Source organism: Nitrosomonas eutropha (assembly GCF_003201195.1).
Lineage (GTDB): Bacteria > Pseudomonadota > Gammaproteobacteria > Burkholderiales > Nitrosomonadaceae > Nitrosomonas > Nitrosomonas eutropha.
On record NZ_QICQ01000026.1, the window covers coordinates 18,598 to 40,504 of the forward strand.

The 21,907-nt window shown below is 51.0% G+C and carries 22 protein-coding genes, 3 pseudogenes and 2 CRISPR repeat arrays; of the genes and pseudogenes, 7 read left to right on the top strand and 18 right to left on the bottom strand.

Features of this window, described 5'->3' with window-relative positions; genetic code table 11:
* Positions 1-135: 135 nt before the first annotated feature.
* Positions 136-774, bottom strand: coding sequence for a hypothetical protein (locus C8R14_RS09735; RefSeq protein ID WP_011635241.1), 639 nt, complete (start codon positions 772-774; stop codon positions 136-138).
* Between the two features lie 194 nt (positions 775-968).
* On the opposite strand from C8R14_RS09735, the gene C8R14_RS13540 reads away from it, so the two are divergent.
* Entirely contained in the window at positions 969-1,109 is a 141-nt protein-coding gene (locus tag C8R14_RS13540; protein WP_160803436.1) for a hypothetical protein, read from the top strand.
* A gap of 33 nt (positions 1,110-1,142) precedes the next feature.
* Positions 1,143-1,879: a CRISPR direct-repeat array (repeat unit 36 nt; unit sequence GTCTCAATCCCTTTGAAATCAGGGCATGGGTGTTTC).
* 249 nt (positions 1,880-2,128) lie between these two features.
* On the opposite strand, the gene cas2 (C8R14_RS09740) is transcribed toward C8R14_RS13540, so the two are convergent.
* From cas2 (C8R14_RS09740) to cas2 (C8R14_RS09750), 3 genes are read right to left on the bottom strand one after another with little or no spacing between them, the layout of a single operon-like run.
* On the bottom strand, positions 2,129-2,413 hold the full coding sequence (gene cas2 / locus C8R14_RS09740; protein ID WP_011635239.1) for a CRISPR-associated endonuclease Cas2: 285 nt from the start codon (positions 2,411-2,413) through the stop codon (positions 2,129-2,131).
* 8 nt (positions 2,414-2,421) lie between these two features.
* On the bottom strand, positions 2,422-3,408 hold the full coding sequence (gene cas1 / locus C8R14_RS09745) for a CRISPR-associated endonuclease Cas1 (RefSeq protein WP_011635238.1): 987 nt from the start codon (positions 3,406-3,408) through the stop codon (positions 2,422-2,424).
* A gap of 17 nt (positions 3,409-3,425) precedes the next feature.
* Positions 3,426-3,704, bottom strand: coding sequence for a CRISPR-associated endonuclease Cas2 (gene cas2 / locus C8R14_RS09750; RefSeq protein WP_240142320.1), 279 nt, complete (start codon positions 3,702-3,704; stop codon positions 3,426-3,428).
* Between cas2 (C8R14_RS09750) and C8R14_RS13545 the strand changes: the two genes are divergently transcribed.
* The 3 genes and pseudogenes from C8R14_RS13545 to C8R14_RS09760 all read left to right on the top strand — a co-directional run bounded on the left by C8R14_RS13545 (position 3,703) and on the right by C8R14_RS09760 (position 4,565).
* On the top strand, positions 3,703-3,918 hold the full coding sequence (locus tag C8R14_RS13545) for a hypothetical protein (protein ID WP_074685601.1): 216 nt from the start codon (positions 3,703-3,705) through the stop codon (positions 3,916-3,918). The two genes, cas2 (C8R14_RS09750) and C8R14_RS13545, sit on opposite strands and share 2 nt — an antisense overlap.
* Before the next feature lie 150 nt (positions 3,919-4,068).
* A pseudogene (locus tag C8R14_RS09755) lies at positions 4,069-4,251 on the top strand (type II toxin-antitoxin system CcdA family antitoxin).
* A 99-nt stretch (positions 4,252-4,350) separates the two neighbouring features.
* Positions 4,351-4,565: pseudogene (locus C8R14_RS09760) on the top strand (CcdB family protein).
* 26 nt (positions 4,566-4,591) lie between these two features.
* Here C8R14_RS09760 and csm6 read toward each other — a convergent pair.
* From csm6 to cas10, 10 genes are all read right to left on the bottom strand, one after another.
* The gene (gene csm6 / locus C8R14_RS09765) at positions 4,592-5,722 is read right to left on the bottom strand and encodes a CRISPR-associated ring nuclease Csm6 (RefSeq protein WP_011635234.1); all 1,131 of its coding nucleotides are present in this window, start codon (positions 5,720-5,722) and stop codon (positions 4,592-4,594) included.
* 192 nt (positions 5,723-5,914) lie between these two features.
* Positions 5,915-6,130: a hypothetical protein gene (locus tag C8R14_RS13550; RefSeq protein ID WP_011635233.1), complete on the bottom strand. Its 216-nt coding sequence runs from the start codon at positions 6,128-6,130 to the stop codon at positions 5,915-5,917.
* Positions 6,131-6,218: 88 nt separating this feature from the next.
* Positions 6,219-7,388 carry a TIGR02221 family CRISPR-associated protein gene (gene csx2, locus C8R14_RS09775; RefSeq protein WP_011635232.1) on the bottom strand — a complete coding sequence of 390 codons (1,170 nt, stop codon included), beginning with the start codon at positions 7,386-7,388 and terminating at the stop codon, positions 6,219-6,221.
* The gene (csx16, locus tag C8R14_RS09780; protein ID WP_011635231.1) at positions 7,385-7,681 is read right to left on the bottom strand and encodes a CRISPR-associated protein Csx16; all 297 of its coding nucleotides are present in this window, start codon (positions 7,679-7,681) and stop codon (positions 7,385-7,387) included. The genes csx2 and csx16 overlap by 4 nt, the downstream gene beginning before the upstream one ends.
* Positions 7,678-8,634, bottom strand: a complete 957-nt coding sequence (gene cas6, locus C8R14_RS09785) for a CRISPR system precrRNA processing endoribonuclease RAMP protein Cas6 (protein WP_011635230.1) — start codon at positions 8,632-8,634, stop codon at positions 7,678-7,680. The genes csx16 and cas6 overlap by 4 nt, the downstream gene beginning before the upstream one ends.
* 22 nt (positions 8,635-8,656) lie before the next feature.
* Complete coding sequence (gene csm5, locus C8R14_RS09790) at positions 8,657-10,258, bottom strand: type III-A CRISPR-associated RAMP protein Csm5 (RefSeq protein ID WP_011635229.1); 1,602 nt, start codon at positions 10,256-10,258, stop codon at positions 8,657-8,659.
* Positions 10,255-11,223, bottom strand: a complete 969-nt coding sequence (csm4, locus tag C8R14_RS09795; protein ID WP_011635228.1) for a type III-A CRISPR-associated RAMP protein Csm4 — start codon at positions 11,221-11,223, stop codon at positions 10,255-10,257. The genes csm5 and csm4 overlap by 4 nt, the downstream gene beginning before the upstream one ends.
* A gap of 4 nt (positions 11,224-11,227) precedes the next feature.
* On the bottom strand, positions 11,228-11,944 hold the full coding sequence (gene csm3, locus C8R14_RS09800) for a type III-A CRISPR-associated RAMP protein Csm3 (protein WP_011635227.1): 717 nt from the start codon (positions 11,942-11,944) through the stop codon (positions 11,228-11,230).
* A 52-nt stretch (positions 11,945-11,996) separates the two neighbouring features.
* Positions 11,997-12,368 (bottom strand): type III-A CRISPR-associated protein Csm2, encoded by a 372-nt coding sequence (csm2, locus tag C8R14_RS09805; protein WP_011635226.1) that lies wholly within the window; start codon positions 12,366-12,368, stop codon positions 11,997-11,999.
* An 82-nt stretch (positions 12,369-12,450) separates the two neighbouring features.
* The gene (cas10, locus tag C8R14_RS09810) at positions 12,451-15,033 is read right to left on the bottom strand and encodes a type III-A CRISPR-associated protein Cas10/Csm1 (protein WP_041353579.1); all 2,583 of its coding nucleotides are present in this window, start codon (positions 15,031-15,033) and stop codon (positions 12,451-12,453) included.
* 37 nt (positions 15,034-15,070) lie between these two features.
* Here cas10 and C8R14_RS13555 point away from each other — a divergent pair, with 37 nt between their 5' ends.
* Positions 15,071-15,241 carry a hypothetical protein gene (locus C8R14_RS13555; RefSeq protein ID WP_160803437.1) on the top strand — a complete coding sequence of 57 codons (171 nt, stop codon included), beginning with the start codon at positions 15,071-15,073 and terminating at the stop codon, positions 15,239-15,241.
* 50 nt (positions 15,242-15,291) lie between these two features.
* Here C8R14_RS13555 and C8R14_RS09820 read toward each other — a convergent pair whose 3' ends face one another.
* From C8R14_RS09820 to lhpI, 3 genes are all read right to left on the bottom strand, one after another.
* Positions 15,292-16,224, bottom strand: a complete 933-nt coding sequence (locus C8R14_RS09820; protein WP_011635224.1) for a hypothetical protein — start codon at positions 16,222-16,224, stop codon at positions 15,292-15,294.
* 423 nt (positions 16,225-16,647) lie between these two features.
* A CRISPR array of direct repeats spans positions 16,648-17,459; the repeat unit is 36 nt; unit sequence GAAACACCCATGCCCTGATTTCAAAGGGATTGAGAC.
* Positions 17,460-17,598: 139 nt separating this feature from the next.
* Entirely contained in the window at positions 17,599-18,828 is a 1,230-nt protein-coding gene (locus tag C8R14_RS09830; protein WP_207204473.1) for a CynX/NimT family MFS transporter, read from the bottom strand.
* A 202-nt stretch (positions 18,829-19,030) separates the two neighbouring features.
* Positions 19,031-19,972 (bottom strand): bifunctional Delta(1)-pyrroline-2-carboxylate/Delta(1)-piperideine-2-carboxylate reductase, encoded by a 942-nt coding sequence (lhpI, locus tag C8R14_RS09835; protein WP_011635222.1) that lies wholly within the window; start codon positions 19,970-19,972, stop codon positions 19,031-19,033.
* An 821-nt stretch (positions 19,973-20,793) separates the two neighbouring features.
* Here lhpI and C8R14_RS13560 point away from each other — a divergent pair.
* Positions 20,794-20,964, top strand: a complete 171-nt coding sequence (locus C8R14_RS13560) for a hypothetical protein (RefSeq protein WP_166485023.1) — start codon at positions 20,794-20,796, stop codon at positions 20,962-20,964.
* A 104-nt stretch (positions 20,965-21,068) separates the two neighbouring features.
* On the top strand, positions 21,069-21,701 hold the full coding sequence (locus C8R14_RS09840; protein WP_041353861.1) for a MarC family protein: 633 nt from the start codon (positions 21,069-21,071) through the stop codon (positions 21,699-21,701).
* Between the two features lie 120 nt (positions 21,702-21,821).
* Here C8R14_RS09840 and C8R14_RS09845 read toward each other — a convergent pair.
* Positions 21,822-21,907, bottom strand: a pseudogene (locus tag C8R14_RS09845) (IS5/IS1182 family transposase); the annotation flags it as partial.

Consider the following 21,907-nt stretch of genomic DNA (forward strand, 5'->3'; position numbering starts at 1 on the left):
CAAGTAACGCAAAAATTCAGACGGGTGATGTTTGCGGTCGAGCTACTGCGACGGCATTTCAATTCCCTTGAGAAGCGCCTGAGTGTTTTTTGAGCGAACGCTGACATGATAAAGATTGATAACTCGCAGGATCAATTAATTTACAACCCAGGTATTCACTTGTACCAGGTTGGCATCGCCGGCGTGCTCAATCAGCATTTGGCGCACCCGTTCCTGCCATAACTCGCCAAAGTACTGCAATTCGGCAGAGCTGGCCTGTCCACTGACTGCCTTCGGAAGCAACTGGCGCATCTCGTTCGGCCAGGGTACGACGGAAGCATCGAGCACCACCTGTACTGCTGCGCCCGTATCCTTGCGGCGCAGGCCGATTTCACCCTGTAAGGGCTGATCGAAATGCAGTAGATTATTACGCCCGAAACGCCCACCAATACCATGAAAGCCGGTTTCTGGTGCTGCGCCGGTAACAAGTTGCACCACAGTAGCCACGACGCCGGTAGTGCCAGCATCGCGTGCATCAGCCATGTAGACTTCAATTTCACCGCGTACCGGCAATTCATTCCCGTACAGCGCACGCAGACCATGTAGCGTCATCAACCAGGTGCCAGCTACTGTCGGGCAGGAATGCCCTGCCAACCGTACCGCATCGGCATACCGGTATTCCATGATCCCGTCACGTGCTGTGCCGAGAAACTGTGCCAGCGGATCGCGTAGGGTTACAGCCGGCGCATCAGCAAAGAAATCCGGAAACCTTTCTTTATATATTGCTTTATCCATTACGAAAACTCCTTGTCCAAGATAACAGTCTTTTTTACAAAAAGACTTCTGCGTAATTCTGTAATTTTACAGTTGTGCAGGGGGGGTATGGGGAATGAACCGTGCGAAGCCAAGCATACAGCGTCTTGTCTTGGTGAGCTGACGTGCCATTGTGAGCAAACCAGCCTTTAACTGCGACTGCGCCCACAAGCATAATGCAGCGGAAAGCAGGTAGTGGCCAGGCTGACGTAGCAACCCAGTTCACTGCCCTTGCTTTTGCACACACCCAAGGAGTGAAGCAATCCAGTGAAGTGGTAGCGGTGGTAGTGGATCACCATAGCCTGACGGCTTCGTGATGACGAGGAAAACAAATACCGGCTTGTATGCCAATCTCAATCCCTTTGAAATCAGGGCATGGGTGTTTCAATTATGTACACGATATACCCGGCTCAAAACAAGTCTCAATCCCTTTGAAATCAGGGCATGGGTGTTTCTCACTCGACCCAATACCAAATGATACAAACGTTCGTCTCAATCCCTTTGAAATCAGGGCATGGGTGTTTCTATAGTAGTTATATTAATACGCTGTTTAAGACAGCGGTCTCAATCCCTTTGAAATCAGGGCATGGGTGTTTCTGTTTGGAAAGTTTAAAATCAAGGATGGCCAGCGTCTCAATCCCTTTGAAATCAGGGCATGGGTGTTTCCGTGTACAAATGGGCGCAAGCGGAAGATCCAAACGTCTCAATCCCTTTGAAATCAGGGCATGGGTGTTTCTTTGCCGCCACCGTCAAGCACGCTCACGAGATCAGTCTCAATCCCTTTGAAATCAGGGCATGGGTGTTTCCCTGCAACCAAGAAGAATTGGAAGATTTCCTCACGGTCTCAATCCCTTTGAAATCAGGGCATGGGTGTTTCCATACGCGTACGCCAATCCCCAATCAGGTGAAGGTCTCAATCCCTTTGAAATCAGGGCATGGGTGTTTCGGTAAATGAAGGCGGAGAAGGTTACTCATCATACGGTCTCAATCCCTTTGAAATCAGGGCATGGGTGTTTCGACCTGTCAGATGCTGGTGTCAATGTTCTTAGTTGTCTCAATCCCTTTGAAATCAGGGCATGGGTGTTTCTGACTACTGTCATTTTTCTCTTTACAATCAATACCTTGAAAAGGGTGTAGAGGAAAAATGGTAAGAAGCTGCAAGATGTCTCCTGTCAGTTGGTTATTTGTTCCATTAATACAATAATCGGTAAAGTTTAAATATCTGAGGTTGGTTTATTTTCTGATATTTTGAACGATCCCGCCATGTTTACAAGAGCGAACTGTAACTGATCTGGCTTTCTTTTCAGACGATTGATCGCTTCAGAAAAGCTGTACGCTACCACGCAGTGGGCAATCCACTCCATTGGATGCCTTCTGGCAAGGCGGGTTGACCGATGCGAGCCTTCAGCCCACGACTCGGCAACGGATAAACACGCAAATCATCCACTTTTTCATCAATCAGTTCGATCGCCCCCTGCATGCAGTGTTCAAGCTGGCGATCATCTCCGCTAAACAAAAATACAGAATATTGCAACGGTACGGCACGTTTTACCAGATAGCGATGCAAGCGCGCCAGCCGTCGCGGGTGCGTAATGTCATAACAGATAATAAAATCACTCATTAACTACTCTAGCCGAAATCTTCAAAACTATCATCTGGTTGCACATCATCTTCCGCTGTGGCCAGAATCTCGTTCACCTGCGCTGTTAACCACTCAATTTCCTGGTTAATGCCTTTGCGCAGGGTTTCACTGTGCTCCCCATAGGCAGCGTAATAGCGCGTACGGCCAGCCTTGCCAAGCAGGCAACCTGCTTCTGTCGTCGAAAAATGATCTTTTTCCAATACTTTCTTGCGTATCAGTGCAAGCGCAAACTGATCCGCCAGCGGGCGCAAAGGCTCCAGCAAATCGGAAGCGAGTGATTCCCGACCAAAGGCCAGACGATGATAAAAACCAACGTAAGGATCAAACCCGGTACCATACAGCGCAATGGCAATTTCACTATGCAGCAGGGTATAAGTGAGCGAAAGCAGGGCATTGAAAGGATCACGCGGCGGGCGACGGTTGCGGCCACTAAAATGTAGTGAATCCGGAACAACAGCCTGCAAACCGGAAAAATAGCGCGCAGCAGCGGAACCTTCTACACCACGCAAGCTGGCAGCACTGCTGACATGGCCGATACGAGACCGATGCTCCTCCAGTGCGCGTAAGGCGTGGCTGAGTTCGTAACGTACCTGCATATCGTTTTCGCGTAGCTCGGCAAACCATTCGATCTGACGTGTCAGCTTACGTTCGATGAGTGCCTTGGCAATCTGCAAACAGAACGGTTTGTCAAAACTCAGGCGGATCTGGACAACACGCCGGGCTGCATCGTTGTGTGGGCGTGCCAGCAGCAAACTGGGACGGCCAATCCGCCCGCTCAGGATGACAACACCCACCCCCTGTTCACCCAGTTTCCCCAACAGGGCGGCTGGCAACTTGACATCACCACGCAGAAAAACGCGCGTCAGTGGCGCAATGGGCACCGTGCCAATACGTTCGCCATTTTCGCGAAAAACAATGGCACCGGATTCAAGTTCAAGCACTACTCCGCGACGATCAACAAACAGGCTGGTCATATCGTTTTTCCTTGTTTTCAGGTGATGCAGAAATACTGTGCCGTGAATGTGCTGGCTTTGCCGTAACAACGCGGCTTCATACGTGGATCAAGACTGAGAATATGCAGGCGATCTTCCTGCGCATCCATTAGTTCATCCAGATCAGCGCGAATGGTGCGCAGCTCGGCTGATGTTACCCAAAGTTCAAAAACCGATTTCTGGCCACCCACCTTATAACGTTTGAGATAGCGGCAAACTTTATACAATCTGCGTGGATTGCAGACATCATAAGCGACGAGATACAGGCTTCGGTTCATGTGCAGCATTGTAGGGTTTACCTTGCGCAGACTGTACGCCGGCAAGCTTGCCACTGGCAGCATCAAACAGACCAGTATCAGTAACTATCTGTGTACATTGTTTGCCGGATGGATCGTAATATTTGCGATGATGCCGCACTATATGCGGGATGCGACAGATACCAATAGTGGTCCTGATCAAACATCAACTGGGAGAAATGGCTCGGCGTTTTGAACAGTGCGATCTCGGTGATGCCATGGATTTTGGGAAGAATGCGAATTAAAATGCGCACGGAGATTGCCATGTCAGATATACACAATACGCGGCGCGCTCGCACCGGCTTGCCCGGCAAGCGAGCAATCAATCTGAGCTTAAGCAGTTGATGTGCTGGATGCAGCCAGACAACTCGACATCAACATTTCCCAGATTTACGATAATCACCTGCGTGAAATCGTTCGTCGTGAGCAGGAGCGAAAATAGCGTGAAGATCACGTCGAATTCATCGCTACCTACAATGCCACCATCGAAGCCGAAGGCTTGCCACTGGATGAGTGGAAAAGCTTCTGATGGCGGGCTTCGATGTCTATATCAATCCGGGCAGCCATGCCAACAACGCTCTATTTACTGGATGTGCAGAGCGATTTGCTTGATGGGCTGGATAGCCGAATGGTAATTCCACTGCGCGGCTCAAAAACTTCCCGGAGGTCAGATTGCCAACACGTCTTACACCGCTACTGGCCATCGAGGGTAAAGATTATTTGCTGGAAACTCCAAAGATGAGTGCGGTGCCACGGCGTATCTTGAAATCCCCCGTGGCCTCGTTTGCTGATATGCAAGCCCGCAGCACAGCAGCGCTGGATTTTTTGTTCCATGGGTACTGATTTGTGGATAATCAGCAACTTGCCGGTTAATCTTGCTTGTTGTCAAAGCCGCTGATCTGAATACTTTCCGGCGGCAAGGTCAGGCCGCGCCGGGTATGCGGACGCTTACCGGCAGTCATCAATAGATAGGGAGTTGCTGCCGAACCAAGTGCATCTTTTAATATACGCTCCACCTTGGCATTTTTGGTCTGAAAAAACTCCTTCTCCATCCCGTTATTGAGTAGCTCGGCAGTTTTCTCGTAATCAATGACATCAATACCAACTACTGCCCGGTAAATATCGAGAAATAATCCAGCGTCAGCTTCACGCCAGGTTGTTTCAGGCTGTCCCTGTCGGGCAAGCGTAGCCCACCACGCCAGCCAGGCAAGTAATTGCGGTTTCATGGTAACTGTAGTTGTGCCACAGACAACGTGTCTTTGCTCCAGATCGATCAGCAGGCGTGGTGGTGCAAAACTTTGCTGCAAGGTGGCGACAGTTTCACTGAATCCTGCACGACCGGTGATTAACGCAACAGGAAGGCCGTGTCGCAACCGTACCACAGGAATTTCAGCCAGGGTGACAACGGCCTCAGCGGTATCAATATGATGCCCATCCCGTGTTACCAGTCGACGGGGCTGACGAGGCGGATAGAAAAAATCCGGATGCCCTTCAAAGGGGGATGAAACCAGAATATGAGAGAGCGTATCCTGCGGCCGGGCAAACAGTGAGAAGGCATAACCGAGATAAAAGCCCATGGTCTTGCGCCCGCCGGCAATCGAAACATGCAGCGCCGCATCTGCGTTGCCGGTCAGTTGAGCGACAAGCGCCGTGATTGTGTCAGCTGCGGCGGCATTTTCGGCTGGTGTGCGAATATCGGCGAGCTTTTTCTGATGATGGCTGATGATGTGGATGCAGTCTTCATCAAAACGAGGATGGCCGATCTGCGGTTGATCATTCAGCAGCGCATGGAAATGGCCACCATCGGGATGCAGCAATGCTGCCCGCGCCAATCGCGCTCCATCAGTGGTGGTCAGTAAATGTACCTCTGTCGGAATGAAGGGTGGGGTCCGTGCCACAGCCAGGGCATACAGCGTTTCAGTAACAATCTGCGGTGACAGTCCTGTAACACATAGCAGGATGCGACGCGGATATTCATGGGGTTGCAGTAGTTTTGACATAGTGGAACAATTTCCCTAGCAGATATTCAGCAAGCAAATCTATAGCAGTAAAGACACTGTCTTCCTATGTTTGAACAATGGTTGAGAGGTGGATACACCGAAGCAACCCAAGCTGGTAATACAAAGATACTGGATTGCCACGGCTTGTGGCTTCGCGATGACAGCCAAAATGGGTGATTGGAGAATCACCAATCAGAGGGAATTTCTCTCTGAATCGGAACTTTTGAGGATTGCAATGATGCCCATAAAGGTCACTCCGATGATGGCGAGGTTCTCTGGCGGAATATCCTTGGCTTTTTCCAACACATCTCCCAGAACATCAATAATCGAGTCTAACATTTTGTTCTCCTTGATTTGAAAAAGTAAATCATTTCCAATGTAGGCAGATAACTCGGTCATACCTTGCATGGATTCATGACACAACACGAGAAAATCTGACAGATGCAAAGTTTATCGTTTTGCATTGCCATGATGGCGCATGACAAGCTTGCCGTTATCAATCGAACAGGTCATGACGAAATTTTTTGAGCTCAGCGGCGAGACGGTTTTCATCAATGACAAGATTTTTAATCTTGGCATTATCAGATTTAATGCCATGCGCCAAAGAGTTGCGCAGGTACTCGAGATTTTTGACCTGATTGTTACCTTGCTTGGCATCTTTCCAAGCTTCATTACGCTGGGAAAAATCGTTTGGATTGAATTTGCGCTCTAGCACGGCACGTGTAACAAGAGATTCATAGAGATAAATCACAGCACGCACATAATCACGGCGTTCAAGGTAGGCATCAGCAAGTGCCAATTCCCAAGCAGCACGATCCAAGCCACTAAACCAGTTGATACGTTCTGTCAGCGCATCGCGGAACAGTGCACCCATCGGCCCGTTATGCGTTTTGATGGCAGAAAAGACACTGCCCAGAGTTTCACGTGCTTTGACCGGGTTACTGCTACGTTCGAAATAAGCAGCGCGGGTAAGCTGTTTGGCTTTGTCTTCAGGTAGTCCATCCTGTTGTAAAAGAGGTGCAAAAACGCCATAGTCACCGTCCTTGTTGTAGGTGGCCAGAGATTCAACCCAATCAAGCATCTGCAACATACCATCCAGTTGCAACACGGGTGTTTCACCATTTGTCGGAGTCATTTCTAGTGCGCCGTAATAAAGCCCCCCAACCTTCACGTCTTTAACATGAGCAAGATAACGTGCGGCGACCAGCGCTAGCATAGGCAGATGGCGAAAACCATGGGTAACATCAAGGAAAACCTTTTCACCGCGATGCACCAGTTCAGCCAGAGTTAGCAAGACTTTTGTCTGTTCTGCAGCATCTCGGGCATAGGAAATCAATCGACAAATGACCGGCAAACCTAGATTTTTCGTCAACCTTTCCTCTTGAATGGAAAGCATTGCAGCATCGACACGAGACTCATGCACTGCTTCAATCAGCAGATCCAGCATGTCGTCATCAGAAGCATCTTGTTGTTCGAAGAACACATCCCACATGCTGCCTGCTGTACCGACAAGAATGAGACGCTTGGGCCTCAGATAGTCAGCCAGTGCCAAGCCGAAGTAGGGAGTAGTACGTTTACTGCTATCATCGAAATGGTAGGTTGCAGTGCGATAGCCAGTGGTTTTATCGGCAATTCCTTTGCCGAGGAAGCTGATGAGGGTAGTCATGAATTTGCCTTTTTTACGATATATTCTTCCAGCCTTGCTTCGCACGCCGTTAGGATTGCGGCATCCAGCTCCTGGCCGCGCAGATGAGCCGGCAGATTAAGCGAAAGATTGAAGTAACGTGCGCCGCGATTGCAGATTTCTGCGGCAAGATTGATCGGCAGCGAGCCAATGACGGTATCGCCCGCAGTGATTTCACACGGATCAAGGTGGGCAGCATGTTTATCCCATTGGATACCCTGGCGAGCAGCCCATTCGATTGCGCCGGGGTGGCGGGTAACAAGCCAGATGGTCATGCAACACAAATTTGATAGTGGCCCAGCCCGAAGCTGGCGTTTTTACCGGCATGCAGCCATTGCCCGAACCATAATGCCGGCCAGAATGCAGATAGCTTGCCGTGCAAATTCCAGCGACCGGTAACGCCACCCAGTGCCATTTCCTGTTGTTGACGGCTGGAATAACGCTTCCAATCGCGCCAGGAAAGTTGTCGGTTACCCTGGATGCTGCTGGCCAGTTCACCCAGATGGTGAAAATCCGGTTGCCAGGCAAGCTCGCCATGAAATTCGCTCATTAGTGCAAGCCGTCGCACCAGCGCCATCAACAAAGCACGCTCAGTAATGGTTTGCGCCTTAAGGGGAACTCCGTTATTTTGCAGACGCAGCGGGGTGACAAGATGCAGGCGCACGCTGTCGCCGGGCAAAGGTGGGCAAGCCAATCGTGTGTCATGTTTCTGAATGCTGCCATTTTCCGGTGTGTAAATGGCCAGCGAAGATTCCGGTCGTTCCAGCCAGATACCCATCAGCTCTGCTTGCCCATTGCTTGAGCCAATCCCGCGCGCCAGTGCCCGCCGCCAGGCAAGGATGGCAATGGGCAGTTCCTCCACGGCACGACCAACCAGCGTAAAATGGAAAGTCAGCGTATCCCCGGGGTGCAGCACGCGCGCGCCCCACTCGGGGGGCTCGATGATATAAGGAGCCGGAATCCTGCTGAAATCCTGCAATGGGTGATGTTCCGGCGGAACCGACTCGAACAGCAGGGTATAGGGGCAATCGCGCCGTAACGGGCAGGTTGCACAATCTTTCTCGCGTGTGATACAGCCTATGCTGCGCAGAGCATGTCCAAATGCACCGCGTAACATGGAACCGGCATAATCCGGCAATCGAATCGAACGAGTTACTCGCCAGTCAAGGCGGTAACGCCCCAACGACAGGACAGGAGAGGCAGGTTCAGTCAGGTAATGTGTATTCATAATTCCGATCGGATAGGTTCATTTAGAGGCGTAAGGCTGACAACTTCAGCTTTTTACGTTCCTCCTTAAGTTCCACCTTGACCAGTTTGGGCAGCCATTCTTCGATCGCATCGGCAACAGCATGTTTCTCGTTGATTGTCCAGTCCGCGCCTTCCTGCGCTGCTTTTACCAATGCCCGTGCTTCATTGTGAATAGCAGCATTGGGATTTTCCTTGCCGCCCCGGAGCTGCTCCGCGCGCCGAACACACCTGGATACAAAAGCCTCAACACGGCGCTGATTCTCCGTCATGGCCGCCAGTGCAGCTTCACGAGCGGCTTGTGCTGCGGCTTTGGCCTGCTCGGCTGCAGCGGCTTCTGCCTGGCGGCGGACTGCTTCTTCACGAGCTTTGGCACGATTCGCGATACGCTCGTCAGCTGCTACGATGCGCTCACCATGCGCTTCCAGAATCGGCGTTGCATATTTATTAACTTGATTTTGTACAGCGGCTGCCAGATATTGGTGTGCATCATCACAAGCATGCACCCAGATCCAGCCAAATGGCAGCAGATGACTGGTCGCTGCGCGCGTTGTACTGGCAAAGCGTTTTTCGGTAGTGGTGGGTCTATATTGATCCGGCTTTCCATTTGGAGTTTTAATTTTGATGCTGCGTACTCCTTCCAGCGTGAGGGATTCAGCGCCTGAATGCTTGCCAACACGCAGCAAAAATCCCTGCCGTGTTTTCATCAGCTCGCCCAATTCTCCGGCCAGTAATTGTTTGATTAATGTGCGCCACTGCGGATCAAACAGTGTGCGGAATTGTTCATGATCAAGCTCATTTTCCAGTTGTGGGCGGTAAAACGCATTACAGGCATCACATAAGGATTGCCAGCCGATTCTGCCCGTCAACCGCAACTCGCCCGCAAAGGCATCAACCATGGTTTCCCGCACAGTCTCAAGAAATACCTTGAGTTCAGGTGAACTGCCGCGCTCGCTCGGTTTCTTCTTTTTGCTGACGGCATAAATGATGCGCGTAGGTGGTGCCATACGATCATCTGGCACACGCGCATCCGCCAGCGCCACGCTGCGAAAAGGATCATTTTCAAATTTACCTGCCTGATAACCCAGCAACCGTTGCTGAAGCTGTGTCGGGCTTTCTTGCTTTTCAAGCAAAGGCTTTCCTCTGTTCTGATAATTCAGCCAGGCGGTACGGATCGCACCTTTGAGCGAACTGCCGGGCAGATACGGCGCACCATCCAGCGGCTTGAAGGCTGTGCGCGCCATGGGGAACAGATTGTAAACAGTCCTGCCATCCCCACTTCGCTGCTGTGGCTTGCCAGATTTTTCCTCATATTCATGGGCAATATCCGGTGCAACATCCACCCATTGACTGGCAATTTGCGCAAGCCGGGCGCGTCTTTCCTTGAAAAAATGCTGGATCGAACCGATTGGTTGGCGGCTATCGGCCAGTTGTATTAGCTGCTGCTTCTCTTTTTCATCAAGCTCAGCGGCAATATCTGCCGGATCAAGTACATGCAGCAACCCTTCATTGATAACAAAATTGGTCGGCTCAAAAACCTCATCGCAGCCAATATGTACTGGCGATAACGTGGAAATTTTCAGTGGATAGCTATGCGGGGCCATCATGCGGATTCCTCCATACAGATTCCCAGCACTGGTGCATAACCCTGGTGCACTGCCGTCTTTTGCATCAGTGATACCTTTGCCAGGCCATTGCCAATGAAGCGGGTTTGCGCTCTGTTGCCTGTGGGCGTAAAAATGGCGCCGGTTGCTGCCAGCAGTAACGGCTGCTTAAACGGATTGGCACCCAGCGCCAGCGTGCCGCCATGCCGGCCAAAGCGGGTCAGCACCTGCCAGTAACTGCGCGTGATATCGAAACCCTGCCCTTGCGGTGCACAGGGTGCCAGTGTCCAGTACGCATTGGCATCTGGGTACGTTTGTTTGAATAATGTCGCTTCTTCTATCTGTTCCACAGCGAATTTACCCAGGCCAATGCTGGCATCACGGCCGTAGCCAACATTGCCAATATATTCAAGCAACTGGAGCAGTGTTGCGCATGGCAGGCGATCTTCATCAAGCACACACCACAAATCCATGCGCTGATCCGGTTGATAAAAAATTTGCGACTGGGTGTAGGGTGCAAATTCACCTGTGCCCGTTGTGCCGGTCAGCCGGTTAAGCGTGTTGTGAAATGCAGCCGCCTGGATCGGCTTGTTCTGTTTACCGCAAACCTCTTTACCGTAAACATCTTCATCAGAGGCGGCGATATCCAGTAGCTGACGCAGCGGCAAATGTACCTTATCATGTGGAATCCAGCGTTTGCCCTTGGCTTCCTTACGTTTTGCCGGGTCTTCCTCGTTGTTTGCCTGTAATGCAGCCGGAACGGTGGGGCGCGGCAGATAGCCACTCGGGAAGCCATCAGAAACTATCAGCCAGGGGCAGCCGGCGGAATAACCGGTGAGCAGGGTTTCAAGTTTTTCTTCTCCGAGCATTTCGCGGACAGCATGACAAAGCTGACCAAACAAGGTATCACCCGCCAACGGGGTACCCAGTGGCGAACGCAGCCGAAGAGTTACACGCAGTGGAGTCATTGTTTCAAGCCGTTTGATTGAATGGGATGATGGCGTGAAACTGTTCCATCAAATCTGTACCGTCGAGCTTCAGCGCCGCAAATTTGATCTTGCCGTAGCCGCGCGAGCCGGACCCGCCGAGGCTATCCAGTTCCAGCAGTCGCAGACCAAGTAGCACGGTATCAAGCAGATCATCACCCGCCAATACCTTGAGCGTCAGGGTGAAATCAAAGCATGCACCAGCAATTACCCGTTCGATAAAGCGCGGACTTTCAGCTGTACCAGCAATACGGTTGATGGAGTTCTCCGACTTGACTTCGGTAATCAGCAAGTTCCGGGAATCGACTTCTTCTATTTTCCAATCGTTGCTCAACGGGCAATCCCAAAAAGCCAAGCGAGTGGGACCAATGCTGGTGACGAGCTGATCTTCCGCCTTGTCCGGTGCACCACCAAATAGTTTGATAACAGCGCGCCCGGCGGAATTGTTTTCATCCTGGGCAAGCTGTTTGAATGAATAAGGCGCACCTCCCGCTGCCAGCACCAGGCCGTGACGCCATTCCAGCAAGCTGCGGATTTTGCCTTTCAATGAGGAGCCGGGAATATAAGGCTGACCAGTAAGCGGGTCCTTGACTACCGGGCTGTCGGTTCCCCCGATACGCATTTCACTGTCGCCCGCACCAATATGCAGGCCGGATTGAAGAACAATGGTACCGATGATTTTCTGGATTTGAGTCAGTTGCATGATGGATTCCTTTAGGCGACAAATAATTGGAAAGTTGATGTCACGGGCACAATTAATCTCTTTTGAAGAACTTAAGAAATCCGAGCATGGCTTCAAAGTGCAGCCGGAAATGATTCAATGTACGCGTATCTGTTACCTGTTTGATGCAACTGTTCAACCACTCAACGAATTCCTGGGTGACCAGTTTGCGGCCCTGTGCATAGGCAGCCTTGGCATTAAGCATGTGGATAAACGCTTCATAATCCTTGAATTTTTGTTCATCTGTTCCGATGCGTTCCTGCCAACCGACCAGTTCATCATAAAAGCGCCGGATTTGAGTTGATTTGTTTTTGCTTGTGTCCTTATTAAGCAACTCAGCAATATCTTTTGCATCTTTCGAAAACAGGGTGGCAGGGGGCGGATTGGTTTTCAGATCAAGTGTCATTTTGTGATCTCCGTATGTTGTCGATAGTAGGTGTTGATAATAAATGGCTGCCCGGTTTGATTGCCGGGCGGCAAGCTTGTCGTCATTGTCGCTGGCGATACAGCAGCACCGAAACTGGCAAGCGGTAAGCGCCGCGATATTGTTTCAAGGCTTCGCCACATTCACGGGCAAGCGCTTTACCAGTCGCCTGTTGATGTTTCGGCAACCGGGCGCAACGGTACGCCAGGCGTGAACGCCACAGCGCATCTTCCGGACGGCGATTGGCTGTTTCTGGGCGATCACGTTCCGCCTGGTCAGATAACAACAGCAGGTTGTAGATAAAACCAGTGGATAAATTGCCTGCTTCACTGATCAACTGCGCCAGCGCATCGCGACGTTCCTCCATGAGTGTTCGCCACTCAGTCCAGTTGACAGTGACATCCCACAGGCTGACGGCATTCTTTGCATCGTCATCGTGCCGCTTGGCGGCATGCAATCCGGCTTCGGCAGCAATGGCAAGCTGGCGCGCCGGTACTTTCGGCTGTGTCATGGCGGCACCGAGCGAGAAGGTAATATCATCACGCACAACATAACGGGTAAAAGCCTTGCGCATGGCGCTCGCCAGCTCAAGCGTTGATTCCCAGGGGCCGATCAGAAAAAAATCATCTCCACCGGCAAATACGGTGTAAGTGTTGCGAAAGCGCCCATTTTCACCGTGGGCGCAGTACCACGGCAGCCACAAGGCAAAGAACGCATTCACCTGACGAGATAATGCCGCCCAGCTGGCAAAAGTGGGTTCCTCCAACCCGTTCTGGAACAATGCACCCAGGTTGTCAATATCGCCCTTGAGCGTAACCAGGGCAATTTCACCCAGCCATTTACCGTTTTCCTGCAACCGACGATTTTCGCAGGCGATATGGTGTAATGTCTTGATTGGGTGCTCACGATCAAATTCAGCCTCATCTTCCCAGCGACCGTACTTGTCAGATAGTTGCTGATCGAAGTTATCGAATATCGGCACATAACTGTTGACGAAGCGGCGGGCATAACCGTGAAAACACGAACCATCCGCTTCTGGCAGATCAAAATCCCAGGCGCGTACCAGTTCCCCTTGTTCGGCCAGTTTGCCGTGATGACCGGAAGCATCCGCTTCGTTGACAAACACCAGGCGGTAGCCGAAGTAATCCAGATCGAGTGGGTTTTTGAAGCTATCAGCTGTGTTCAATACCAGCAGTCGTGCATGTTTGGTGAGCGCTTCGCCAATGGCGATCTGGTCGCGTGACAACGCGCAGGAAGCTGGTTTTTCTCCCTTGGCGGCGCGATCAGCCGGGTATCGGCCATGATAGCCACAAGGGCCATCAGTAAAGGAAATTTCGCGCACCGCAGCAGTGTTGTCACACAGGTCAAAACGCCGATGTTTGGCAATATCGAGCTCGGTAAACAGCCGCTGCGTGAGCGCCTTGAATTGTTTGCTGACCAGATCATTACAACTGGCTGCTGTTTGAGCAATCCCCACACCAATCTCGCCATAGGTGTGCTGCAGGCACCATTGATCGAAACTGTGTCGACAGGTTTCCACCGCCTCGCGCGCCGATTGGGTATTAGGCGCGACGATGAGAAACTTGCCGGCAGCATTGATAATCTGGCTGGTCGATGGCAGTTGCAGGGTCTCCAGCAATTTGAGTGCCGCCATTTCAGCTAGCAGTGCCACCTGAAAGGAGCGCCCGCGCAACAGTTTGTGGGCGTGCTTTTGGGTTTGTGCGCCCTGCGCAAAGATGAAGTTCTGAATTCCGAAAAAATCCCCCTGGATCAACAGCAGCTTTTGTTCATCCCAGTCAGGGCGTTCCGGATTGCTCAATTTTGCCAGTGCATCGGCACCGGTATTACCGGTTTCCTCGTGCCAGCGCCACAGGGCGGCTGCCAGTGCAGCCACTGCCTTGCTGTGGTCGTAGAGAGAAACATCTGGTACCACCCCTCGGTTGGTCGCTGAAGGGATGGCCTGTGTGTATGCCAGCCAGGCGGAATCAAAATGATCCAGCCACAGTGGCCAGTTGTTGCGGTGCGATTGTGGAATGGATGCCAGCGCTTGCATGAATTGCTCCCACAATGCAGCATACTCAGTCTGTGCTGATTTATCTCCGTCCGGCTCAACAGCCGCACGTTTGTCAGGAAAAATGGCCTCCGGCCCGAGCGCCCGCAGGGGATAGGCATACGCAAACTGGCCGGCAGGGGCCTGTGGATTGGTTCTGATCTGTTCGAACAAGCTCATCATCCGTGCCTGAAAACGGTTTTTATGCTGCGGCGTTTCCCCTTCGGCATCGGCATTGTATTCGTCAAATTTTTTGCGTTCGAAGCCTGAAGCAGCCCGATCAGCAGTAGCAATGATCCACTGCAGCAGTGTTCCCGGTTTGTGGTGCGCAGCCGCAGCATTGGCCATGCTGTCGGTAATATCGACACCGCTGGTACGGCCAGAGAAAGGAGAGACATCACCGCGCAGAAGATCTGGAGCAAACTTTTCCACGACATCCCACATCCCCCCGGTATGGGCAGCATGCGAATATTTATAGAGCGTGGTTAGTGCAGCGAGATCACCGTTAACCGGCTGACCGGTTCTTTCGTGAAACTTGCCAAGATCATGTAACAAGGCAGAAAAGGCTACGCGACAGGATGAATGTAGAAGTGACATATAAAAATTATTCCGGTAAACAAGACGATTGCGCATTGTGTATCGTCCATTGACTGACAAGTGCGGGGGCAAGCTTGCCAAGCAGGATAAACATGCTATCCCTGACAACCTGCATCCGCTGACTGGAACAGGAATAGATGATTCCACCCTGACCGGCCGTTTAATCACACGAATACCGGCGAAAGATGGCAGTACTTCTGCGAAATGAAATAACAAAAGGGTGGAAAAATACTGTTTACAGGCAGTAAATGAACATTTTCAGGCTATTTCTGCCTTGATTGGCGGAAGACCATCGTCTGCGTTTTTCAGAGAGAATCTCTGGATTGCTTCTCGCTCACCCCAACATTTCCGGCAGGGTTCGAGCCCACTGGCCTGCAGTAAATGAATGGGAAGCACATGGTTGACTACGCGCATCTGCTTCCGGTACAGCTCAAACAGCAGGTTGATCAACTGCCGTTTCAACGTGAAAAACTGTTCCACAATCGCTCTCCTTTTAGGATCAGCTGTGCAGGCAAGTGCTTTTTGAATGTGTGGAGCGTGGCGAACTCTTTTGATGACTGCGCCATCATCTCCATTTTGCATATCGAGAGATACGTCAACAGTTTTACGAATCTGCTGTTGCAGCTCTGCGATCGTCATTGCCGATACGCCCTGAACTCCGCTGTTTTCATAGCATACCGATTGAGGGTTAATTTGAATGTGGAACTTGGCACCCACGCGCGCCCAGAAGACATCATCCGGCCTTCCCTTAAGCTCTTTCTTGGTTTGCTCGCAAAACGCCTGAAATTTTCTAACTTCCTGCGCACCACGCGCGCTAATTTGTGGTGGAACGAGATAATTGGTGAAATCCACAGTGAGATAGTGGCACTCGTTGGTTTTATGGAATTTTGGCATGCCTACACTAAAAACATACTTAGGCGAGAATGTTTGTTTTTTGATACGCAAGGACTGATACTTCCCCTCTAGCATCAATTTTTGTACATACAACCGCTCTGCTTCGGGTTGATTCAGGATTGAAGCCAGGCTTTCTTCGTAAATAAAATCAAAAATCCAGTCTATGGATACCCTGCCTTCTGGTTGCAACCATCCGCCAGAGAGCTTGGTGTAGGTACTCTTGGTTACATACGCCATATCCTTCGCTGCTTTTTCAGTAATCTGATTAACGCGACAAGTTGGTGCCAGCTCGAACATATAAAAATTACTCCGGTAAGCAGAACGGAGTGCATTGTGTATTAGCTGCTGGCCGACAAGCTGACGGCAAGCTTGCCGGTCAGAGTACGTGTTGCCTTGATCAGAATGGAGATATACGATTTCATTTCGGTCGAAGACCGGTCACGCGAATATGGATGAAAAATGGCAATACTTTTACAAACTGAAAGGACAGAAAAAGCAGTAATATCTGCCTGTTCCCTTGGAAATTGCTGGTTGTTGGTGGCTGAAAACACTGCAGATGACAGATTGTGGCCCAGGGAAAAATAGCCACCAGCTGCCTGGTAAAATGAAGCGTTTTTGAAAGAAATTATTGTTTGGAGGAGACATCTTGCTGCATCCCGCTATTTTTCCTCTTTGCCCCGTGCAGTGGATTGATTATAAAGAGAAAAATGACAGCAATCAGAAACACCCATGCCCTGATTTCAAAGGGATTGAGACCTAAATGTAGGGCTAATATGAGAACAGCAGCAGCGAAACACCCATGCCCTGATTTCAAAGGGATTGAGACGTCACGAGATTTGACGTACTTTTCACCTATCTCGTAGAAACACCCATGCCCTGATTTCAAAGGGATTGAGACAGTCCTAGTTTCTTTACTTTGTTATTTATCGCATCGAAACACCCATGCCCTGATTTCAAAGGGATTGAGACCACCTACAAATGCGTCATTCAAACATTCATATTTAGAAACACCCATGCCCTGATTTCAAAGGGATTGAGACCCAATACCATTCTGATGCCGGCGCTCATATTCGAAACACCCATGCCCTGATTTCAAAGGGATTGAGACACAAGAAAAAAGAAGTGTTCAACATTAGAGATATTGAAACACCCATGCCCTGATTTCAAAGGGATTGAGACGTTCACATCCAAACACTAATGCATTTGGATGAGACGAAACACCCATGCCCTGATTTCAAAGGGATTGAGACCGGATAGACTTCGACGAGCAAACACCTTTCCATTGAAACACCCATGCCCTGATTTCAAAGGGATTGAGACGTCGCTGGCCTGTATGGGGTCGATCCGGTTATTTCGAAACACCCATGCCCTGATTTCAAAGGGATTGAGACCGGATAGACTTCGACGAGCAAACACCTTTCCATTGAAACACCCATGCCCTGATTTCAAAGGGATTGAGACCTAAGGTGATTTCCTCACCCATATCATCTTCCATAGAAACACCCATGCCCTGATTTCAAAGGGATTGAGTCGAGTTGGTATGTAATTTCCCTGCCATCACGAGGGACGCAGTGATGTGGTAATCCAGTGTTGTCGTTACCACTTCGCTGGATTGCTTCACCCCTTGGATGTTCGCAAAGACGGCAAAGTCAGCTCACAAGCAGCGGCTCCTTAATGGCGCACCTTGCTTGTATAGCATGCCTGCACCAGCCTGGTGCGTCCGGCACCCCAGCCACTGATGGCTGCTCCCAGACACAGAGCGGTAAATAACCAGCCGCTGGCGGCATACCCGCCAGTGAGACTGTGCAGCATGCCAATCAGCAAGGGGCCCAGTGCCGCCAGCGTATAACCAACACTCTGCGCCATACTGGATAAGTGTGTTGCGATGTGAGCGTCGGGAGAACGCAGGACGATTATGGTCAGTGCGAGTGCAAACAAGCCACCCTGCCCGATTCCTTGCAAAATGCCGAATTCCCAGACTAATTCAATTGGGCCGAACAACATTCCCAGAAAGCCGATTGCAGCAGTGAGCGCCATTGCTGCATTGATTAGGCTCTGGTTCTTGCAGCGTACTGCCAGAGAGGGCAGGACAAAACAGGCGATCAGTTGCACTACGATAGAAATGGACAGTATCCATCCGGCTTGTACGCCATCTAAACCCCGATCATGCAAAATAGGGACAATCCAGCCGAATATACTGTAACCCAGTGCAGACTGTAATCCCATGAAAAACGTTACCTGCCAGGCGAGTGAGTCTCGCCATAAACTGACTGTCTGAAGTTGTCTGTTTTGTGGAGCCGAATCTGGCACAACAGCATACGGCAACCATAGCAGCATCACTATTCCTGCGGGTAGCGCCCAGAGTGCCAGTCCGGTTGCCCAGGTTGTTTCCAGCGATTGGGTGAGTGGTAAAGTGCCGGCTGCTGCAACGGCAGCACCCGCGCACAGTGCCATGGTATACGATCCGGTCATTAATGCAGGGGATTGAGGAAACTCCTTTTTGACCATGGCAGGCAATAGTACATTGCCGATTGCAATAGCCATGCCTGCCATGGCTGACCCGAGAAACAGGGGCAAGATATTTCCCCATCCACGCATGGCTGTACCTGCAGTCAACAGTACCATGACGACCAAAAGGGTTCGTTTGTTTCCTATTCGTTGCGACAGCCAGGGTGCCAGTGGTGCAAAAATACCGAGACACAACACTGGTAAGGTTGTCAGGTAGCCAGCCTGTGCAGAGGTGAGTACTTGCTGCTGCAACATATCGGGTAGCAGGACAGAAAGACTGGCAAACAGGGGGCGTAAATTGAAAGCAATCAGTATCAATCCAAACCCAAGCATCAATCGTCCCATTACCTCATAAAGCAAGGATGCATGTGAGCTTACAGGTTGATCAGACACTGTGAAAATTTCTGGATGAAGCGAATCTTGTGCGGTGGCATCGCGAGTAATGCCTGGTTCGCTTTGCCCTGTGGATCGAGATCGCCGCTTGCATTTAATGGGCATCTAAAGGAGCGTACGCATACAAAGTTTGGGATGAAAACAGGATCGGGATATGTGTCTGATACGTCTGGTCTTGATACCTGACTTGGTGCTTTTTGGTCTAAATGGCTTGCAGTGCCACACGCGCGGCCGCGAGATCCCAGGCGCCAGTGCCAACGCTTTTGAAAACCCTGGGGCGGGATTCGTCGAGCTGGTTTTGAAGGGCGTGAGCCAGCGAGCGCACGCAAGACCAGTCAACATCAGCCTGAATGAGATCGCCAGCCTCATGACGCGCACTGACCAGATCATCAACGAAGATAGCGCTACTATTAAGTGTGACCTTGCCAAGTTCGGCCATCTCCGGCGTGAAAGCACCTACGCCGACCACCAGGCGATCGCGTAAGGCAGTTTCGTTATAGACAGCTTGTGTGCTTGTCGTGACAGTAATGACGACATTTACATTATCGGAAATCAACTGCTCTGCGGGAACAAGCTTGCCATGGAGGGACTGATACTGGTCACAGAAAGCTGCCGAAGCAGTTTCACTGCGTCCACGTACCCATATTTTTGATTGTGGATACAATGCGTAGAGCGCCTGAACGTGGTGGCGCGCTTGTACACCTGTTCCAATCAGCAGGATTTCATGAGGCGCTTGCTTCAGGAAGGTACGGATTGCAAGCATCGTGACAGCGGCCGTTCTCCGTCCAGTCACCTCCGGGCCGTCAAGCAGGCAGATGGGTTTGCCGGTTTCCGTGTCGCACACAGTTACCGTGCCGTGGATGGTGGGCAGTTGCCGCTCCTTGTTTGCGGGTTGTACAGTCACGAGTTTGTGAATCCCGATATCATGCGCGGTGGCCGGCATGCTCAGCATTACGCCACCAATCCCAAAGGGTACAACCATGCGTTCCGGGCTCTGAATCTGGCCGGCATCGTACTCTAGGGCGGCGGTGGCAATGGCATCCACCAGTTTGCTGAAATCCAGGGATTTGGCTGTGCGCTCCCTGGACAATACAATAAGTTCTTCTGTAGCGGGGAATGTGGAGACAATGCTGGGAGGGTTCATGGTTTTTCCCTGAGATTAGAGTTTTTCGTGCTGAAGCAGGTAATTGGCAGGCTGGGTCAACTTACGATCAGAAAAATACTGCAGCAGATAAATTATCTCCGATAATCAGAGTTGTGTTGGCTTCACAGGCCAGTAATGTTCGTAAGAGGTTGTCACTTGTCCAGTGCCGTAGCAATAAAAAATACCTGTACTACCCATTTTAGTGGGTAATAAGCCAGTAAGTAGCATATTCGTATCGCTGATATAAAAGGATGTTGTTGGCGGTTGCGCTGAGCACTTCGTGCTGGCACTCGGATTTGGCCGGCGCACCGAGGGGGCCGCGCTGCGCGTTTGCTCAAGCGGGTGTTCAATATTGATTGAGGATTGCCCGCATTGCGGGGGGACCCTGAAAATCATCGCCGCCATCCTGGAATCTGGCGCAATCACTAAAATTCTTGACTATCCTGGCTTGTCCCCCCGAGCGCCGCCTAGAGTACCTGCGCAGATCTTTAATCCGTTCGAGCCAACCTGATCCTGTGCTCGTTCCTATCAGTTCTCTTCATCACTGGGCTGACCTTGACCTTTGGGTGTCTTTCACGCAGATAGCGAAAAAGAGCCTCAAACCAACACTTTTTGCTGCTGATCAACAATAAATTTAAGAATTTCGGGTGGCTTCCCGGTCAGGTTGACGACCAAACTGTTTCCCAGTACATTCGGTTTTTATGAAAAAGGGCGTTTGTTTTTCCCATACCCTTAACGCTGTCATCCGGTTCGGTTAGTCTTACCGACTATCGAATGTCCTTTTGAGGCGGCTGCCGCGATACCCTGTGGTTCCCATCGTGATGATGGGCCGATTAGCGGTTGACCAATTCTATCAAGGCATCGGGCTTGCGCGATCTCTTTTGGCCGACGCAGTTTACAAGGTTCGGCAACTCGATATCAGTGTGTTTGCATTGGCTGTAGTTGCAAAGGATGACGAGTTCGATGCGTCTACCGGCACCATGGCTTTGTGAAGCTGGAAAGCAGGGATGGCAACAACCGAACGCTTGTGCTCCCCTTCGCTGACACGTAATCCCCCGAAAACTGCTGCAACGATTCTATTAGAATGATCAACCCAATGGACCAGTACATACAGGCGATTGTCGCATTGCTTGCGATTGCCAACCCACTTTCTGCAGTTCCTGTGTTCTTGCAAGCGGTCGATGGTCTCGACAGGACGCAGCGACGGAAATCCGCTTTGCTAGCGGCGATTTCTGTTTTCACCATCCTGTTCGTTGCCGCCGTCGCGGGGAACTGGATGCTAGACATTTTCGGTATTTCCATCTCCGCGTTTCGTTGTGGTGGCGGATTGGTGATCCTGCTGATGGGGCTGACGATGCTGCAAGGCCGTACTTCGAGTGTCCAGCAGGAGTCACTCACTCACAACGAACGTCGAAGCAAGATTTTTGTGCCCATCGCCATGCCGCTCGTTGCCGGACCCGGAGCGATCACCACCGTGATCACCATTGCGCTTGCCGAGCCCTATTGGAAGAACCTGTCTGTCGCTTTGACGGCGATCGTGGTCTTGACGATGGTGCTCTGGGTCGTGCTCCTGTTGTCGCAAGGCGTCCAAGGACTGCTTAGCCCTCTTGGTCAGAAGATATTACTGCGCTTTTTTGGTTTGATCCTGGTGGCCATCGGTGTACAGTTCATCCTGGCAGGTGCGTATGAGTTTTTCACCGATGCGATAGCTCAACAAGCACTTCGATAGCAAGATCACTCTCAATAGCTTGACCTAAGCGGCAGTTCCGCTGCGTGTTTAGGTTGAGCGAATCATCACCCAGCTGGGAATGCCTAAAATAGTGGGTGTGGCCAGGGTCTTAGAATCTGTTTATGATCTTCTGAGTATCAGTGCCATGAAGGCCAGATGAATAAACTGCAAGCTGGTGTTAAGTTTACGCTCACAATTTTTCCATA

Bases quoted from the DNA above. Each gene is read 5' to 3' on its own strand.
- C8R14_RS09735 (WP_011635241.1), bottom strand. From the start codon at position 774: ATGGATAAAGCAATATATAAAGAAAGGTTTCCGGATTTCTTTGCTGAT.
- C8R14_RS13540 (WP_160803436.1), top strand. From the start codon at position 969: ATGCAGCGGAAAGCAGGTAGTGGCCAGGCTGACGTAGCAACCCAGTTC.
- cas2 (WP_011635239.1), bottom strand. From the start codon at position 2,413: ATGAGTGATTTTATTATCTGTTATGACATTACGCACCCGCGACGGCTG.
- cas1 (WP_011635238.1), bottom strand. From the start codon at position 3,408: ATGACCAGCCTGTTTGTTGATCGTCGCGGAGTAGTGCTTGAACTTGAA.
- C8R14_RS13545 (WP_074685601.1), top strand. From the start codon at position 3,703: ATGTGCAGCATTGTAGGGTTTACCTTGCGCAGACTGTACGCCGGCAAG.
- cas2 (WP_240142320.1), bottom strand. From the start codon at position 3,704: ATGAACCGAAGCCTGTATCTCGTCGCTTATGATGTCTGCAATCCACGC.
- csm6 (WP_011635234.1), bottom strand. From the start codon at position 5,722: ATGTCAAAACTACTGCAACCCCATGAATATCCGCGTCGCATCCTGCTA.
- C8R14_RS13550 (WP_011635233.1), bottom strand. From the start codon at position 6,130: ATGCAAGGTATGACCGAGTTATCTGCCTACATTGGAAATGATTTACTT.
- csx2 (WP_011635232.1), bottom strand. From the start codon at position 7,388: ATGACTACCCTCATCAGCTTCCTCGGCAAAGGAATTGCCGATAAAACC.
- csx16 (WP_011635231.1), bottom strand. From the start codon at position 7,681: ATGACCATCTGGCTTGTTACCCGCCACCCCGGCGCAATCGAATGGGCT.
- cas6 (WP_011635230.1), bottom strand. From the start codon at position 8,634: ATGAATACACATTACCTGACTGAACCTGCCTCTCCTGTCCTGTCGTTG.
- csm5 (WP_011635229.1), bottom strand. From the start codon at position 10,258: ATGATGGCCCCGCATAGCTATCCACTGAAAATTTCCACGTTATCGCCA.
- csm4 (WP_011635228.1), bottom strand. From the start codon at position 11,223: ATGACTCCACTGCGTGTAACTCTTCGGCTGCGTTCGCCACTGGGTACC.
- csm3 (WP_011635227.1), bottom strand. From the start codon at position 11,944: ATGCAACTGACTCAAATCCAGAAAATCATCGGTACCATTGTTCTTCAA.
- csm2 (WP_011635226.1), bottom strand. From the start codon at position 12,368: ATGACACTTGATCTGAAAACCAATCCGCCCCCTGCCACCCTGTTTTCG.
- cas10 (WP_041353579.1), bottom strand. From the start codon at position 15,033: ATGTCACTTCTACATTCATCCTGTCGCGTAGCCTTTTCTGCCTTGTTA.
- C8R14_RS09820 (WP_011635224.1), bottom strand. From the start codon at position 16,224: ATGTTCGAGCTGGCACCAACTTGTCGCGTTAATCAGATTACTGAAAAA.
- lhpI (WP_011635222.1), bottom strand. From the start codon at position 19,972: ATGAACCCTCCCAGCATTGTCTCCACATTCCCCGCTACAGAAGAACTT.
- C8R14_RS13560 (WP_166485023.1), top strand. From the start codon at position 20,794: ATGATGGGCCGATTAGCGGTTGACCAATTCTATCAAGGCATCGGGCTT.
- C8R14_RS09840 (WP_041353861.1), top strand. From the start codon at position 21,069: ATGGACCAGTACATACAGGCGATTGTCGCATTGCTTGCGATTGCCAAC.